At 44.6% G+C, this 15,801-nt stretch carries 16 protein-coding genes and 1 pseudogene; 8 read left to right on the top strand and 9 right to left on the bottom strand.

All coding sequences use genetic code 11. The features are described from left to right. A partial coding sequence (locus ABYB02_RS07790; RefSeq protein WP_372761904.1) for a DsbA family protein occupies window positions 1–377 on the top strand: 377 nt, incomplete at its 5' end. A 66-nt stretch (window positions 378–443) separates the two neighbouring features. Here the strand turns inward: ABYB02_RS07790 and ppiC are convergent. The 3 genes from ppiC to ABYB02_RS07805 form a co-directional block, all read right to left on the bottom strand. After that, window positions 444–722, bottom strand: coding sequence for a peptidylprolyl isomerase PpiC (gene ppiC / locus ABYB02_RS07795; protein WP_372761905.1), 279 nt, complete (start codon window positions 720–722; stop codon window positions 444–446). A gap of 163 nt (window positions 723–885) precedes the next feature. After that, a complete protein-coding gene (locus tag ABYB02_RS07800) occupies window positions 886–1,290 on the bottom strand; it encodes a DUF4440 domain-containing protein (protein ID WP_372761906.1) in 405 nt (134 codons plus the stop codon). A 24-nt stretch (window positions 1,291–1,314) separates the two neighbouring features. Next, window positions 1,315–2,619, bottom strand: a complete 1,305-nt coding sequence (locus ABYB02_RS07805) for an amidohydrolase family protein (protein ID WP_372761907.1) — start codon at window positions 2,617–2,619, stop codon at window positions 1,315–1,317. Window positions 2,620–2,804: 185 nt separating this feature from the next. On the opposite strand from ABYB02_RS07805, the gene ABYB02_RS07810 reads away from it, so the two are divergent. Beyond that, window positions 2,805–3,884, top strand: a complete 1,080-nt coding sequence (locus ABYB02_RS07810) for a ketoacyl-ACP synthase III (protein WP_372761908.1) — start codon at window positions 2,805–2,807, stop codon at window positions 3,882–3,884. An 88-nt stretch (window positions 3,885–3,972) separates the two neighbouring features. Continuing rightward, window positions 3,973–4,359, top strand: a pseudogene (locus tag ABYB02_RS07815) (VOC family protein). A 24-nt stretch (window positions 4,360–4,383) separates the two neighbouring features. Here ABYB02_RS07815 and ABYB02_RS07820 read toward each other — a convergent pair. Both ABYB02_RS07820 and ABYB02_RS07825 read right to left on the bottom strand, forming a co-directional pair. Continuing rightward, window positions 4,384–5,745 (bottom strand): M17 family metallopeptidase, encoded by a 1,362-nt coding sequence (locus tag ABYB02_RS07820; protein ID WP_372761909.1) that lies wholly within the window; start codon window positions 5,743–5,745, stop codon window positions 4,384–4,386. An 83-nt stretch (window positions 5,746–5,828) separates the two neighbouring features. Beyond that, on the bottom strand, window positions 5,829–6,251 hold the full coding sequence (locus tag ABYB02_RS07825; protein ID WP_372761910.1) for a hypothetical protein: 423 nt from the start codon (window positions 6,249–6,251) through the stop codon (window positions 5,829–5,831). Between the two features lie 104 nt (window positions 6,252–6,355). Here ABYB02_RS07825 and ABYB02_RS07830 point away from each other — a divergent pair, with 104 nt between their 5' ends. The 3 genes from ABYB02_RS07830 to ABYB02_RS07840 all read left to right on the top strand — a co-directional run bounded on the left by ABYB02_RS07830 (window position 6,356) and on the right by ABYB02_RS07840 (window position 10,975). Then, the gene (locus ABYB02_RS07830; protein WP_372761911.1) at window positions 6,356–6,511 is read left to right on the top strand and encodes an oxidoreductase-like domain-containing protein; all 156 of its coding nucleotides are present in this window, start codon (window positions 6,356–6,358) and stop codon (window positions 6,509–6,511) included. A gap of 336 nt (window positions 6,512–6,847) precedes the next feature. Continuing rightward, complete coding sequence (locus ABYB02_RS07835) at window positions 6,848–9,433, top strand: TonB-dependent receptor plug domain-containing protein (RefSeq protein WP_372761912.1); 2,586 nt, start codon at window positions 6,848–6,850, stop codon at window positions 9,431–9,433. Between the two features lie 99 nt (window positions 9,434–9,532). Then, entirely contained in the window at window positions 9,533–10,975 is a 1,443-nt protein-coding gene (locus ABYB02_RS07840; protein WP_372761918.1) for a sulfotransferase, read from the top strand. On the opposite strand, the gene ABYB02_RS07845 is transcribed toward ABYB02_RS07840, so the two are convergent. Further along, window positions 10,944–11,852, bottom strand: coding sequence for an alpha/beta fold hydrolase (locus tag ABYB02_RS07845; RefSeq protein ID WP_372761919.1), 909 nt, complete (start codon window positions 11,850–11,852; stop codon window positions 10,944–10,946). The genes ABYB02_RS07840 and ABYB02_RS07845 overlap by 32 nt on opposite strands. Window positions 11,853–11,982: 130 nt before the next feature. Between ABYB02_RS07845 and rlmF the strand changes: the two genes are divergently transcribed. Both rlmF and ltaE read left to right on the top strand, forming a co-directional pair. Beyond that, entirely contained in the window at window positions 11,983–12,915 is a 933-nt protein-coding gene (gene rlmF, locus ABYB02_RS07850) for a 23S rRNA (adenine(1618)-N(6))-methyltransferase RlmF (RefSeq protein WP_372761913.1), read from the top strand. A gap of 24 nt (window positions 12,916–12,939) precedes the next feature. Then, window positions 12,940–13,944, top strand: a complete 1,005-nt coding sequence (ltaE, locus tag ABYB02_RS07855; RefSeq protein WP_372761914.1) for a low-specificity L-threonine aldolase — start codon at window positions 12,940–12,942, stop codon at window positions 13,942–13,944. On the opposite strand, the gene ABYB02_RS07860 is transcribed toward ltaE, so the two are convergent. From ABYB02_RS07860 to ABYB02_RS07870, 3 genes are all read right to left on the bottom strand, one after another. Further along, on the bottom strand, window positions 13,927–14,511 hold the full coding sequence (locus ABYB02_RS07860) for a thymidine kinase (RefSeq protein WP_372761915.1): 585 nt from the start codon (window positions 14,509–14,511) through the stop codon (window positions 13,927–13,929). The genes ltaE and ABYB02_RS07860 overlap by 18 nt on opposite strands. A gap of 100 nt (window positions 14,512–14,611) precedes the next feature. After that, window positions 14,612–15,091: a methylated-DNA--[protein]-cysteine S-methyltransferase gene (locus ABYB02_RS07865; RefSeq protein WP_372761916.1), complete on the bottom strand. Its 480-nt coding sequence runs from the start codon at window positions 15,089–15,091 to the stop codon at window positions 14,612–14,614. After that, the coding region (locus ABYB02_RS07870; RefSeq protein WP_372761917.1) for a DNA-3-methyladenine glycosylase at window positions 15,088–15,801 on the bottom strand (714 nt) is incomplete at its 5' end. The genes ABYB02_RS07870 and ABYB02_RS07865, both read right to left, overlap by 4 nt.

The following is a 15,801-nucleotide window of genomic DNA, read 5'->3' on the forward strand; positions in this document are numbered from 1 at the left end:
AACGCATCATGATCAACAGCTTTGATCTACATCGTTTATTAATGTGGGCTGCTGAGCAAGGGAAGCAAACCGAACTAAAACTGGCGTTTTTTAAAGCGCACTTTAGCGATTTAATCTATTTAAACCAAGAACAGGCGTTACTCAATGTGGTGGCACACGTGGGTCTTGATAAAGACACTGCGCGCAACATATTACACTCAGACAAATACGTGCAAGCGGTACGCGAAGAGCAACACAATATTAAACAAATGGGTATTAGTTCAGTGCCAACATTTATTATAAACGATAAGTATGCCCTCACCGGCGGGCAACCCCCTGACGCGTTTATTCAAGCACTGCAACAAATAAGCGCAGAAGAAGCTCAGCAATCGCTGTAAAAAGCTCAAACAGCAAAAAGGCTGCCCTAGGCAGCCTTTTAACTATCGCACTAACAAAGCCCGTTATTAAGTGCGGTAAAGCACTTTAATTACATGCCAGCCAAATTTAGTTTTCACTAAGTGCGGCTCTAAAATGGCGCCGGAAAATGCCACCTTATCAAACTGTGGCACCATTTGCCCGCGTCGAAACTCACCTAAGTCGCCGCCTTTTTTACCCGACGGGCATGACGAATATTTTTTCGCTAAGGTTTGAAACTTTGCACCTTTGGCTAACTGCTTAATAATATCTTCCGCAATTTCTTTATGCTTTACCAATATATGCAGTGCATGTGCTGTATTTGCCATGAAAGAACCCTGTAATAATCGTTAAACTCAAACACGCTGATTTTAGCACAGCTATAATTAAGCACGCATAGATTTAATCAGCAAAATGGGCATAAACATAACAACTCATGGCTGTTTTTACGCATCGGGCGCGGTAACAAGCAACAGGGTTAAGCGCTACAATTTAATCATCTTCTAGCGAAATAGAAAACGGCGCACAGGGCGTCCCTTGATGAAACACTAATTGCCACTGATCGGTATTTTTGCGCCACAGCGACATGCGGACAGAGTAATTAAACTCCGCACGCGCAGAGCGCCGATACGCAGCCTGATAGCTTATCTGCGCAACGTTTTCACTGAGCATACGCCCTTGAAAATGTTGGTTATAAAACTGCGGCACAACTTCAGTGGGCAAGCGGGTTAATACTTGATACTTATTAAACACCGTGCCATGAGCGGAAATTTCAATAAATTCATCATCTAACAGTTTATCTAGGGTACCCGCAGATTGGCGCACCTCGGGCTCTAATAGTTGTCGTTCTGCCTCAATTAAATGATTAAATAAGTGCAGCTTAATTTTACCACTCATGGTTTTTACCACGCATAACCCCCTTTATTGGTAAACTTGCCCAGCTTTCATTACAAATTGCACATCCTTTAATGCGTCAATGTTTTGCAGCGGTGACATCGCGACACTAATAATATCGGCTTGTTTACCCACACTTAAATCACCTAGTCGCGCTTCTTGCCCTAACAATTTCGCGGCATGGACCGTGGCCGATTTAATCGCCTGCGCCTCACTCATACCATTACTGACAAGTAACGTAAACTCATTGGCATTAAGCCCATGGCGTGAGACTCCTGAGTCGGTACCAAAGGCAATATTGACGTTATTTTGCAGTGCAAGCTGAAACGAGGCCTGCATTTTTGGCGCTACTTCACGCACTTTATTGACAATAGCAATTGGCATATTTGGATTGCTGCTGGCTTCTTCGCTCACTGTTGCGCCCGCCAATAATGTAGGCACTAAATAGGCGCCGCTATTGTTAAACAACCTGATGGTTTCTTTATCTAAATAAGAGCCATGCTCTATGGAGTCGACTCCCGCTCTAAGCGCGGCTTTGATACCCTGAGTGCCATGGGCATGGGCCGCCACTTTACGTCCTAAATTATGTGCTGTATCAACAATGGCGTGTAACTCTTCATCACTCAGTTGCTGATTCACGCCTGCGGCGGTATTACTTAACACCCCTCCCGTGGCGGTAATTTTTATCACATCGGCGCCACTTTTAATCACCTCGCGAACTGCACGGCGACAATCATCGGCGCCATTACAAATACCCAGCGACGCGCCAACTCCTGCGCTAATATCTGCACGGTAGCCGTGTAAATCGGCATGCCCACCGGTAGGCGATACCGTATTACCCGCGGCAAAAATACGTGGCCCGGCAATGTCGTTACGTTCAATGGCGCGTTTTAATGGAAATATAACTTGATGGTCACTGCCCAAATCGCGCACCGAAGTAAACCCCGCCGCTAAAGTGCGCTCTAGGTATTTAATCGAACGCAGTGCCTGATCGGCTTCATATTCTGTGGTCCAACGATGCCTGTTAACGCTGGCATCTCGCTCAAAGGTGACGTGCACATGCATATCTATCAGCCCTGGCAGTACAAATTGATTTTTCAAATCGATTACCTGCGCATCGCTTAAACCAAATGCATCCTGTGACACATAACCGGCTTTTATTGCCGCTATTTTGTCATCTGTTATCAGCAAGGTTTGCGCCGTTTTAAGTTGCTGCTCTGCACCTAACAGGACACTGCCTGCATGAATAATTTTATGTTGCTGCGCGAATGTACTCGTGCTGATGAGGGTTAAAGCGATGGCGGTTAACGTGGTAAATAATGTTATTTTCATTGTGACTCCTTTTTATACTAGCTTTAACTTAATTCGCTTAAAATTGCTACAATTAAGCGACAAAGCGTGACCTAATACGCTATGATTTTGTTCACTATGGGGTATTTACTAGTGTTAAAAGCCATTTTTTGGTATAACTTATCCATTAGCAATACTTGTCAGACCACCTTTTAAGAGAACACACTATGCCTTACGCACATATCACAGGTTGGGGTAAATGCATTCCACCCGCAAGCATTAGTAACGATGAAATTAGTGAAATCGTTGATACCACAGACGAATGGATCACCACGCGAACGGGCATTAAATCTCGTAGAATTAGCCACGTAAGTACCGCCGACCTGGCGACGGTGGCGGCTAAACATGCCATTGCCTGTGCGGGTATTGATGCAAAAGATATTGATTTAGTTATGTTAGCCACTTGCACCCCCTCAACCGTGGTTGCCAATACCGCGTCTTTAGTGCAAAAAAATATTGGCGCCGAGGGCGCTGCAGCAATGGACACCAATGCTGCCTGTTCGGGGTTTTTATATGCATTACAAGCCGCAACAGCACAAATTCAAGCGGGGATGATTAAAACCGCCGTGGTTATTGCCGCAGAGCGCATGAGCTGGTATATCAACTGGTCACGCCGCGACAGTGCGGTATTATTTGGTGATGGTGCAGGCGCGGTGGTACTTCAAGCCGCCGACACTCCCGCGGGTTTACTGGGCACGAAAACTGGCTGTGACAGTACTGACCGTGATATTTTGCATATCGTTAATTTTGGTAGCGACTTAAATAAGTATCAGCCAATTGGCCCATCAGATCTATTATTTGAAGGGCGAGAAATTTTTAAGCGTGCGGTGAAAGGCATGAGTGAAGCGTGTGATGACGTACTCACGCAAGCAAACCTAAGCCTAGATGATATTAATGTGCTCGTGCCACACCAAGCTAATTTGCGTATTATTCAAGCCATTCAGCAACGTTTGAAAGTGCCTGATGAAAAAGTCATGGTGAATATTGGCGAATACGGCAATACCTCTGCAGCCACCATTGCTATTGCACTGTGTGAAGCTGTAGAGCAAGGGTTAATTAAGCCACACGCCAATATTATGTCGGCGGCCTTTGGCGCAGGCCTTACTTGGGCCGCAGGCTATATTAAGTGGGGCGAGCGTGTTACCCCAATTAATATCAGTGATGCGCAACTACCAACGTGCGATAAAACCGGCCTAGAGTTGGTTGAGCCCGCCGTTAAAGCCTGTAAAGATGCCGAGCCAGGTTAACGGGTAATAACATAGCGAACATTTTGCACAAAGCGCACTGAGTCAAGTGTGCTTTTTTTATAGCACTAATAAAACATGAGGTCATACATTGCAATTACTGGGTATTCACCACGCGGCTATTATTTGCAGCGACTACTCGCGCTCAAAGCGCTTTTATAGTCAAATACTCAAACTTACCGTGCTGAATGAGCATTATCGTGCTGCGCGAAACTCCTATAAGCTGGATTTAGCCCTGCCTGATGGCAGTCAAATAGAGTTATTTTCATTTGAGGGTGCCCCGCCACGGCCCAGTTATCCTGAAGCACAAGGGCTTCGCCACTTAGCATTTAAAGTCACTGATATTTGCCACGCTAAGCAGTATTTAGAATCGTAGGGAGTCGTTGTAGAGCCGATCAGAGTCGATGAAATAACCGGCAAAAGGTTTACTTTTTTTGCCGATCCAGATGATTTACCGCTTGAGCTATATGAGGGTTAAAACCTCATATAGCTGTGTAGCTAATTAGTTAAAGCGATTTTGTAAGTAGTTAAATACCGCACGAATACCCAGCGCTTCACCGCCTACAGGTCGCCCGGGTAACGCGCGTAAATTCCACGCCATCACATCAAAGTGTACCCAAGGGGTGTTAGGTTCAATAAACGCTTTTAAGTATAATGCCGCGGTTATTGCGCCACCAAACGGCGTGCTAGCACAATTGGCCATATCGGCCACATCACTGTTTAAAAACGAGGTGTATTGCTCAAATAATGGCAGTTGCCATACGGGGTCGTTTACCGTTAAACCAGCATCCATAATTTGATTGGCAACATCCCGCTCAGTAGAGAAAAAGCCCGGTAACTCAGTGCCTAGTGCAACACGACAGGCTCCCGTTAAGGTAGCAAAGTCAATGATCAGCGCAGGATCATCATTTTGCGCTTCGCTGAGTGCATCACAAAGCACTAAGCGCCCTTCGGCATCGGTGTTGTCTATTTCGACCATAATGCCTTTACGGGTTTTAATCACATCGCCTGGGCGAAAGGCATTGCGCGACACCGCATTTTCAACCGCAGGCACTAATACCCGTAATCGAATGGGTAAGTTTGCCGCCATAATTAGCTGTGCTAGGGCAATCACATGAGCTGCACCGCCCATGTCTTTTTTCATATTGCGCATGCCGGCACTGGGTTTTAAATCGAGGCCACCGGAGTCAAAACACACCCCTTTGCCCACCAAGGTAATTAACGGCGCATCTTTTGCGCCCCAGGTTAAATCAAGTAAGCGCGGTTTATTTTCACTGGCACGCCCCACCATGTGGATCGTTGGGTAGTTTTGTTCTAGCAGTTCATCCCCTACCCATTGGGTAAAGTTGCCATCAAAGGTGTCGGCTAAATCACTCATCACTTGTGCTAAATGCTGAGGCATCATATCGGCCGCAGGCGTGTTCACTAAGTCGCGGGCTAAATAAATCGCATCTGCTTGTTGTTTTATTTGCTGATACAAGGCTTTATCTGCAATGCCTAACTGCGCTTTTGCAGACGCTTTTTCTTTATACTCGGTAAATTCATAGCCGCCCAGTACAAAGCCCAATGCCAACTGCGCTACAAGTTGCTGATCGCCTTGTATTTGATAACAGCCAACAGGTAATTTTTTAGCTAACTCACCGGCCGCCCAAAAGTCGTCACTGTTGCGCATTAAGCAATACACATGGCTCAGCTTACCATTCTCGGCATCAGGAACTAACGTCAGCCCTTGCTTTTCAAAGTCACTGTTTATTAGCCAGTTTTGCACAAATGTGGATTGCTGTGTAAGCCAGTCGCTTAACTCGTTTTTAAGAATAAAAGTTAACGGTATTCCAGAAGAAGTATGACGAAGTAATGCACTCATTAATTGACTCACATATTATAAATGGTAGTTAAGCATAACAATAAGAAGGGGCAAAAGGTATCGCTATTTGCAGCAAATTTAAATTACTTTTTTAGCGCTGAATTGCTTTTTTCCTTTTGATTTTGTTGATCTATTTCGGCATCAATGTCTTTTAGTGGTTTGTTAATATTAAACGAGCTAGGCAACACATCAACGCCTACTAGGCGGCCGAGTTTTACCACTAAAGGAATGGTCAATGGTGCAAAGGGTAATATTGCAAATACGCCTAAGCCTAACCCTTTTAAAATATCAACAAACTGCTCGTTTGCCCGTTTTAACTCGGCTTTATTAGTTTGCCCTTGAGTATAGCGCTTGTATATTGACAGCATTTCTTTGGTTTCGAGCTTTTCCTGCGCGAGCGCAATTTTAAGCGCCACCATAGCACGACGAAAGCGCAGCTGTTGGCGCTTAGTACTAATTTTAACAACCCGCCATGGTGCGCGGTGAATCACTTTATATAATTGCATTTGAGTATTCTCACACAGTGAATGCCGTTCACAAAGAATAATTTACATGCCCAAGGCAATACTTTATTATTTACTCCCAACGAACATACCAATAGTACTCTGTGATGCAAAAAAATCCCCCTGTTGCTAAGCCCGAAAAGCCCAAATCTGATGAGTGCTGTGGTGGTGGCAGCTGCTGCCCCTGTGTCTGGGACGAATACAAAGAACAGCTCGCTGCGTGGAAACGCAATAACGAACAATTCAACATAACAATAACATAACAACAAAGTAACAACCCTTCACTAATACCCTGCCTGCGCACACAAATCATCTACCATTCCCTTGCTGAATAGGCGTTTAACGCTGCTTATGCAATTGTTGCGCTTTAATAAAAAGCCTTTAATTTGTTAAATTCCAGTTAATTAATTATTGCACTAGGTTATTTTTACCTATAGTGTAGGTTCAGGACTCACAGGAAGTGTGCTTAAGTTATTAAGCTTTGGGGAGTCAGCAGCGATTGTTAACGCCCTCCTTTATGTGTTTGTCCACTACTCAAATAAAGCCATGTACAAACATGGCATGATCAAAGAATACGATTCTAACTGGGGATATTTAGAATGAAATTAAAAAACAATGTGCTAAACCACGCAATTAAATTTGCGCTAGCCACCACCACTGCAGGGCTGTTTATTTCGGGCAGCGCAATAGCGCAACAGGAACCAGAGCAACAACAAACTAAAGTTAATAAAAACGTCGAAAAAATTGCCGTAGTAGGTACTCGTTCAGCGCCACGCTCTATCGGTGACTCACCGGTACCCATAGACATTATTGGTGGCGAAGAATTAGGTAAGTCGGGTAATACCGACATGCTCGAATTGCTTAAAGGCGCGATCCCTTCGTTAAACGTACACTCAATGCCTATAAGTGATGCCGCGTCTTTAGTACGCCCTGCTAACTTACGTGGTTTGCCTTCAGACAGCACACTTATTCTATTAAATGGTAAACGCCGCCACCGCGCCTCAGTTATTGCTTTTTTAGGTGGTGGTATTAACGATGGCGCACAAGGCGCCGATATTTCGGTTATTCCTAGCATTGCGCTAAAACAAGTAGAAGTATTGCGTGATGGTGCTGCCGCTCAGTACGGCTCTGATGCGATTGCAGGCGTAATGAACTTTGTATTAAAAGATGCCTCAGAAGGCGGCACCCTAGAAGTGCGCAAAGGTGAGTATTATGAAGGCGACGGCGACACCACACAGGTTTCGGGCAATATTGGTCTGCCTTTTACCGACAGTGGTTTTGCTAACTTAAGCTTTCAGTATAAAACTGCTGATGCCACTAGCCGCTCAGAGCAACGCCCTGATGCCGCAGCGTTAGATGCAGCAGGAGTGCCAGATATAGCGCCCATTACTCAAGTATGGGGTGCCCCTGAGGTTGATGACGATATTTCGATTTTTGGTAATGTGGGCTTAGAGCTTACCAATGATTCAGAGTTTTACATGTTTGGTAACTACTCTGAGCGTGATGTACGTGGCGGATTTTATTACCGTAACCCGCATACACGTCCAGGTGCCTACTCAAACGATGGTGGCGAAACACTACTCGTTGGTGACTTAACCGGCGATATGAGTGGTAACTGTCCCACAATTGCGATTGATGACAATGTTCTTGATAACCCTGAATATATTAATGGTGTAGCGAACAACCCAGATTGTTTTGCATTTAACGAAATGCTTCCAGGCGGGTTTACGCCTAATTTTGGCGGTAATATCACCGATACTTCACTAACTATTGGTACCAAAGGCCAGTTTACCGATGGTTTCATGAAAGATGTGTATTACGATTTAAGCGGTACCGTGGGTTATAACGAGTCTCGTTACTTTATTTACGACACCATTAATGCGTCATTAGGTCCTGAAACACCGCGTGATTTCAGCCCAGGTAAATATGAGCAATTAGAGAAAAACTTTAACTTTGACCTGTCTAAATCATTTGATTTTGGTCTTGCCTATGACGTTAACGTTGCTGGTGGTTTAGAGTGGCATGAAGAAACCTTTACTGTGGTATCTGGCGACGAACCGTCATTTATAGCAGGCCCTCTCACTGATCAAGGCTTTGGTATTGGCTCAAACGGCTTCCCTGGTTTTAAACCTTCTGATGCCGGTGAATATACGCGTCGTAACTACGCCGCCTATGTTGATGTTGAAGCGCCATTTACAGAAGAATTTTTGATGGGCTTAGCGGTCCGTTTTGAAGATTACGACACTTTTGGTACCACGACTAACTACAAACTCATGGCGCAGTATCATTTAACCGAAGATTTAAATGTACGTGGCTCAATTAGCACCGGCTTTAGAGCGCCAACGGTAGGCCAAGCGAATGTCAGTAACGTACAAACCAACTTAAGCAGTGGTGTACTCGTCGATTCTGCGTTATTACCACCAACAAACCCAATTGCAGTGCAGCTTGGCGGTACCGAATTAGAGCCAGAAGAATCACAAAGCTATACCTTAGGTGCTGTGTATACGCTGGGCGATTTATTCTTAACGGTTGATTACTACAATATTCAAGTAGATGAGCGTATTAGTCAGTCTGATAAAATTGAGCTTAGCCAAGCAGATAAAGATAAACTCTCTGCTGCGGGCGTGCCTAATGTACAAAACTTAGCGCAGGTTAGCTTCTTTACCAACGACTTTGACACTACCACACAAGGCGTTGATGTTGTTGCTAATTACTCGGCTGAATTATTCAACGGTAGCTCAACCTTTAGCTTAGCGTACAACTGGAATGAAACTGAAGTGACGCGCTCAACCGCAATCACTGGGCCATTTAAAGTCAGTCGCCTTGAAAACGACTTACCTAACCACCGTGCTACATTAAGCTGGGCACAACAGTGGGAAAGCTTTTCAGCATTTACACGTGTAAATTATTATGGCGAATACCAAGGCGTGCATGTAGATTACGATGCAACCGCTAAAATGGCGGATGCTGCTGTAACCTTAGACGCTGAAATCACTTACTTTTTAAATGAGTCAATGAGCTTTTCAGTCGGCGCTCAAAACTTACTTGACCAAGAAGCTGAAAAATTAGACTTCTTTGATAACACCGGTATTCCTAATAATAACTGGGGTGGTCAATACTACGAAACATCACCTTATGGTATTAACGGTGGCTTTTACTATGTTAAAGCAACGTATACCTTTTAAACCTTATTGGTCATAAAACAAAGGCGAAATGTGAAAGACATTTCGCCTTTTTCGTTGTATAGATAGTTATACCCAATAAACAGGACTCGTTACTTTATGCTGCTGCTTAAAAAGGCCCATCAGTTGCTTGCACAAAACCGCCATCGGGAGGCTGAATTTCACTATAAAGCCGTGCTCAAAGCGGATGCTGACAACGGCGAAGCCTTATTTGGTTTAGGCCGTATAGCACTGCGATTAGAGCGTAACGACGCGGCGGTGTATTTGCTACAAAAGGCCTGCCAGCGTTTACCCTATGCGCTAGAACCCTTACATGCACTCGCGGATGCCTTTAATAATGTGAACTCGCCAAACGATGCGTTAAAAGTGCTTGAATACGCGGTGAATGTTGCCAGTAATAACCCTGAGCCCTACTATTATTTAGCTCAGCACTATTTAACCTATGGTGAGCTCGACAAAGCCCACACTACCTTTGCCCGCGCGCTCAGTTTAGGCACTTACCCAGTTACCGCCTATATTTTATATGAATTAGTGCAGCTTGGGCGCTTTGATAAAGAGCATAATTACCTCAGTAATTTGCACTATTTGTTAACACAAACCAATAACTTACGCCTTAAAATGGTGTGCTACTACGGCTTAGCAAAAAGCTACGATCAGCTCGACGATACCGCGCAAGCATTCGACTACTTTATTTTAGCAAATAAACTACAAAGAAAACTCAGTGACTTTGCTACTGCAGAGCTGACAGGGTTTTACGATGAAATTATAAAATACAGCTCTAAAACACTTATCAGTAGCGCCAATAAAAACCTCAAAGCAACAATCACCCCCGTGTTTATTATTGGTATGCCACGCAGTGGTTCAACGTTATTGGAACAAATGCTGGCGAACCATAGTCAGTGCGCAAGCATCGGGGAAAGTGTCAGTATAAGTCGTGATGTAGCGGCATTTTTAGAGCAAAAAACCGGGGTTCGCTACCCGCAGTGTTTAAACCATTTAACGGCTGCGCTTATTAAGCAAGCGCGCGACATTTACCTTGCCAGATTAAACAGTGTGAGCCCGCATCGGCCATTGGTTATTAATAAATTACCCAGTAACTATCAATCAATGGGACTGATCCACCTGCTGTTTCCAAACGCTAAATTTATTAATTTAACGCGCGACTTTCATGCCACTGCGTTTTCGGTATTTACCAGTTATTTCGCCGAAAATGAGCCCTACTTTTGCTCTTTACCCGAGTTTAAGCTGTATTACAGTTTGTACCAAAAGTTAATGGCGCACTGGCAATCCATCCCCGCACTAAACATTTATACACTCAGTTACGAGGAGTTAGTCGCCAACCCGCAACAGCAGCTCAGCGCATTGCTGCAATTTTTAAATTGCGCTTACGAAAAAAGCTGCCTGGCTTTTTATCAACAAAAATCCGCAGTAGCAACCTTAAGTAAACAAGCAATAAGAAAGCCGGTTAATAACCACAGCATCGACAAATGGCGCCGTTATGAACAGCCATTAGTTAACCAGCTGGAGGAGCTGCAAACCAATTAAGTACGTCTTGAAATTGCTCCTCACGTGCCACAGGGTGGGTCAACATATTGATGTGGTCGTAATCAATTTTATGACCAAAGCGGCGGCCATAAATTTGCATTTTTTGCACTCCAGCGCCCGATTCGGCAATAAATTTTTCGATATCTATCGGCTGCGCGAGGGCTTTATCTTTTGAGCCCGCCACATGCAAAGTAGGAGGTAAGGTTAATTGCGCAATCGCTTTGCCATAATCAAAACCATCATCACTGTCTATCCACGGTGATTTTTTAGCCCACTGCATACTTTGCCAATGTGATTTTTGGGTTTCATCATCACTGCCCCACTTTAAGCGCTTAGCGGGTAAATAACCGTGCTTTTTAGCCACAATTGGCGCCATAAAATACCAAATGAGATTTGCTTGCAGTAACTTTTTCGGGTGGTTATTAAATAAAGAGCGCTTAGTACCAAAGTAAGCACAGGCCTTTACCTCTTTAATATACTCAGGAAAGCGCGCAAAAACGCTGTTCATTAATACGCCGCCCCACGAATGAGCCAGCCAATAATCGGGTTTTTTACCTTCAAGGCTGGCAATTTTATCAATAAAAGCGGGAATATCTTCTAAAATAGCTTCAGTTTGCCCATAACGCGCATGCTTACTAATAACCGGCTTACTTTCACCACGACCACGTAAGTCGGCAACATAACAAGTATAGCCATGCTCCGCTAAAAATGGCGCTAAGCCTTTGTTGCTATGGGTATAAAATATTTTGCCGTTTTCTACCGCGCCGTGCATAAAAAATGCCACGGCACCGGTTGCGTTATCGCCCTTGATACAGCATAAATGTAAGGTTTGCTGATCCGCTAAGGTAATAAAGATTGATTGCTGAGTAATTGCCACCGTGAGTCCTTTTAAAATTACTAACACCTCATCCTACCAGTTAGCAACAAATAGCCAAAGTGAAAATTATCACGTTTTTATCTTGGTATTTGTTACAATTAGCGTTTATTCCAGTTGTAACAGCATAATCATGACAGCACGTAGCGTACGCACTAAACTACATCCCCGTAATCAGCACCTTAACGGTTATGATTTTGAGCTATTAACCACACAACACCCAGCCCTAGCAGCGTTTATTATTATCACTCCGGCTGGCACTAAAAGCATTGATTTTAGTGATAATAAAGCAGTAAAAACACTTAATCAGGCGCTCTTAAAAGCCCATTATAATATTGATTTTTGGGATATACCTGAGCATAACTTGTGCCCACCCATTCCCGGGCGAGTTGATTACATTCATTACTTAGCCGATTTACTTGCCGCTGATAACCAAGGGCAAACGCCAACGGGGCGCCAAGTTAAAGTATTAGACATAGGCACCGGTGCTAATCTGGTTTACCCACTCACCGGCACGCATGAATACCGCTGGCACTTTACCGGTAGCGACATTGACCCAGCAGCCATTAAAATTGCCAAACAAATAGCGCAATTTAATGGTTTAAAAATCACTTTAAAACAGCAAAAAAATGCCGCGCATATCTTTCAGGGAATTATAAATAGCAAAGATTTGTATCATTTAACCCTCTGTAACCCGCCGTTTCATGCAAGCCAAGCAGACGCCGTAAAAGGCAGTGAGCGAAAATGGAAAAACCTAGGTAAAACACCGCACAGTGCGCTTAACTTTGGCGGTAAAAATAACGAATTGTGGTGCGCAGGCGGTGAACTGCAGTTTATCTCTAGCATGATTACAGAAAGTGCCGCGGTGGCTGAACAAGTTATCTGGTTTACCTCTTTAGTGTCGAAAAAAGAACACCTTGCCACGTTAGAGCAGGCATTAAGCCAGCAGCCTATTGCTGAATATAAAATAGTGGACATGGCTCAAGGGCAAAAAGTGAGCCGCTTTATTGCGTGGAGCTACTTTGATAAAAGCACACGCCAACAAATTTGTGCAGAATTTGAATAACACCAGCCAACATAAGGACACCCCATGATAGATTTTCGCTCCGACACAGTGACAAAACCCTCTAAAGCGATGCGCGATGTCATGTATCACGCGCCTGTAGGTGATGACGTTTATGGCGATGACGCAAGCGTAAACCAGCTAGAGAGCTATGCTCGCGAGCGTTTTAATGTTGCCGCTGCCTTATTTTGCAGCTCGGGTACCCAAGCTAATTTATTGGCATTAATGGCACATTGTGAACGCGGTGATGAATACATTTGCGGCCAACAAGCGCACAATTATAAGTTTGAAGGGGGTGGCGCAGCCGTATTAGGCTCAATTCAGCCACAGCCTATTGAAAATGAAGCCGATGGCACACTGTGTTTTACTAAAATAGCCGCAGCGATAAAGCCGGACGATAGCCACTTTGCTAAAACGCGGCTGGTTAGCTTAGAAAACACCATTGGCGGTAAAGTCATTGGCCTTGATTACCTAGCTGCAGCACGCGAATTTGTTAACCAACACAATTTGGCCTTACACTTAGATGGCGCACGTGCCTTTAATGCGGCTGCCGAGCTGAAGGTTGATATCACCGCAATCACCGAATACTTTGATTCTGTATCAATTTGCTTATCAAAAGGATTAGGCGCACCGGTAGGCTCTTTATTACTCGGCTCACAGGCGTTCATTGCTAAAGCAAGACGTTGGCGTAAAGTGCTGGGTGGTGGTATGCGCCAAGCAGGCATGCTGGCGGCAGCGGGTCAATATGCATTGGAGCATAACGTGACGCGTTTAGCCGATGACCATGCTAATGCGCGTTACCTAGCACAGCAATTAAGCAACGTTGCCGGTTTTACCGTTAACATGGCCAATACCACCAATATGGTTTACGCCAGCTGCGCGCCAAGTATTAACCTCACGCAGTTAGCTGCTGATCTAAAAGCGCAAGGCATACTCTTTAGCCCAAGCAAACAGCTTAGGCTGGTAACGCACCTAGACGTTACTCGAGAGGATATAGACACCTTTATAAATGCATTAACGGCCCATATTTAACGCGGCTTTATAATGTTTGCGGCACACCGATTCATAACGGTCGTTGCCGCCTATTTCCACTTGATTACCATCGGCAATGGCATCGCCATTTTCATCGGTGCGCAGTACATGGTTGGCTTTGCGGCCACAATGGCACACGGTTTTAAGCTCCACCAGCTTATCAGCCCATGCCAGTAAATACTGCGAGCCGCTAAATAATTCGCCTCTAAAGTCATTACGCAAGCCATAACATAATACCGGAATACCTAACTCATCGACCACATCAGTGAGCTGCATTACCTGCTCTTTGGCTAAAAATTGGCACTCGTCAACCAACACACAATGACGTTTTTTTTCTTGATTCAGCTCTGCAATTAATGCAAATAAGTCTTTATTTTCGTCAAATATATGCGCATCGGCTTGCAGTCCTATGCGCGATGATACTTTACCAACACCCGCTCGGTCGTCAATTGCAGCAGTCAGGATCACCGGCTCCATGCCGCGCTCTTTATAATTAAACGCCGATTGTAATAAAGTGGTAGATTTACCCGCATTCATTGCAGAATAATAAAAATATAATTGCGCCATTGCCGTGCCTTCAAATAAAAAATGCGCTTATGCTACCCTAAACTGCAATTAATACCAATTTGCTTTACGCTAAAACGGTCATTTAACTGAGCTAACCGCATTAAACAACGCTGGTAATGCCTTCGTGTTGTAATAACCACTGTTTTCTAGCAAGCCCACCAGCATAGCCGGTGAGTTTGTTATTAGCGCCGACAATTCGATGGCATGGCACAATAATACTGATGGGGTTTTTACCATTAGCAGCACCTACCGCACGCACCGCTTTGGGGTTATTTAATTGTTTGGCAATATCGCCATACGTTTTTAGCTCACCGTAAGGCACCGCCATTAACGCTTGCCACACACTTTGCTGAAATGCGGTGCCTTGTGTGTCTAGTGGCACAGTAAAGTGAGTGCGCTGCTTGGCAAAGTACTCGTTTAGCTGGGCAACACAACATAAAATGGCAGTATGAGTTACCTCACTTAACGGGGTTTCTGAGTAATTTTTAGGCGGGTAAAACCCCACATAACTTACGCCGCGTGCTGTGGCCTGAATAATAATATCGTCGATGGGGCTGGCTAAGCTGGTTTGCATTATCATGTTAATTGTTGCCATAGTTGAAAGGTTAAATAAGAGCGAAATGGGGCACATTGGCTGGCATCAAATGGCGCGCTCGCCGCTTGGGCTTTTTTAACCCCTAAATCGCCATCAAGCAAAATGTCAGTTTGACTTTGTCCGCGCAGCTTAGCGTAATTAACCGTCCATGGGCCGATCCCTTTAAGCGCGAGCCATAAATCTAAATCGTCATTGTGTGGGTTTAATGCACAAAATTGCGCTAAATTTTGCAACGCATTTTTGCGCGCCTGTGGCATATTAAAAAAGGCAAAATCACTGCTGGCTACTTGCTCAGCGCTTGGAAAATAAACCTGTTCGCCTTGTTTGTCACCCAGTTCGCTGACTAATTTTGTCACTAAGTTATGCGCCGCCGTGACACTCACCTGCTGCCCCAACACGGCGCGTATTCCGGCTTCAAACTGCGACCAAATACCAGGCAAACGCAACCCTGGGGTTAGCGGAAACGCCTGCTTTGTTTGTGCTTCAAGATGCGCCTCAATTGTTGCTATGTCGGCATCCACATCAAGCACGCGCTTAATATTACTGATCACATGCTGCAGGTACTGAGTATTATCTATTTGAATATCCACACGAAAGTGATTTTTTGCTGCAACATAGTGCGCCGTAAAATGCCCCTTAACTTGCGCATTGCTAAACGTACGCCCATAGCTTGTGTCTGTTAACCATTCCATTGG

The sequence above is a fragment of the Pseudoalteromonas sp. genome (genome assembly GCF_041613455.1).
Taxonomy (GTDB): domain Bacteria; phylum Pseudomonadota; class Gammaproteobacteria; order Enterobacterales; family Alteromonadaceae; genus Pseudoalteromonas.

Bases quoted from the DNA above. Each gene is read 5' to 3' on its own strand.
- ABYB02_RS07800 (WP_372761906.1), bottom strand. From the start codon at position 1,290: ATGAGTGGTAAAATTAAGCTGCACTTATTTAATCATTTAATTGAGGCA.
- ABYB02_RS07810 (WP_372761908.1), top strand. From the start codon at position 2,805: ATGCCTTACGCACATATCACAGGTTGGGGTAAATGCATTCCACCCGCA.
- ABYB02_RS07865 (WP_372761916.1), bottom strand. From the start codon at position 15,091: ATGATAATGCAAACCAGCTTAGCCAGCCCCATCGACGATATTATTATT.
- ppiC (WP_372761905.1), bottom strand. From the start codon at position 722: ATGGCAAATACAGCACATGCACTGCATATATTGGTAAAGCATAAAGAA.
- ABYB02_RS07835 (WP_372761912.1), top strand. From the start codon at position 6,848: ATGAAATTAAAAAACAATGTGCTAAACCACGCAATTAAATTTGCGCTA.
- ltaE (WP_372761914.1), top strand. From the start codon at position 12,940: ATGATAGATTTTCGCTCCGACACAGTGACAAAACCCTCTAAAGCGATG.
- rlmF (WP_372761913.1), top strand. From the start codon at position 11,983: ATGACAGCACGTAGCGTACGCACTAAACTACATCCCCGTAATCAGCAC.
- ABYB02_RS07820 (WP_372761909.1), bottom strand. From the start codon at position 5,745: ATGAGTGCATTACTTCGTCATACTTCTTCTGGAATACCGTTAACTTTT.
- ABYB02_RS07825 (WP_372761910.1), bottom strand. From the start codon at position 6,251: ATGCAATTATATAAAGTGATTCACCGCGCACCATGGCGGGTTGTTAAA.
- ABYB02_RS07805 (WP_372761907.1), bottom strand. From the start codon at position 2,619: ATGAAAATAACATTATTTACCACGTTAACCGCCATCGCTTTAACCCTC.
- ABYB02_RS07860 (WP_372761915.1), bottom strand. From the start codon at position 14,511: ATGGCGCAATTATATTTTTATTATTCTGCAATGAATGCGGGTAAATCT.
- ABYB02_RS07830 (WP_372761911.1), top strand. From the start codon at position 6,356: ATGCAAAAAAATCCCCCTGTTGCTAAGCCCGAAAAGCCCAAATCTGAT.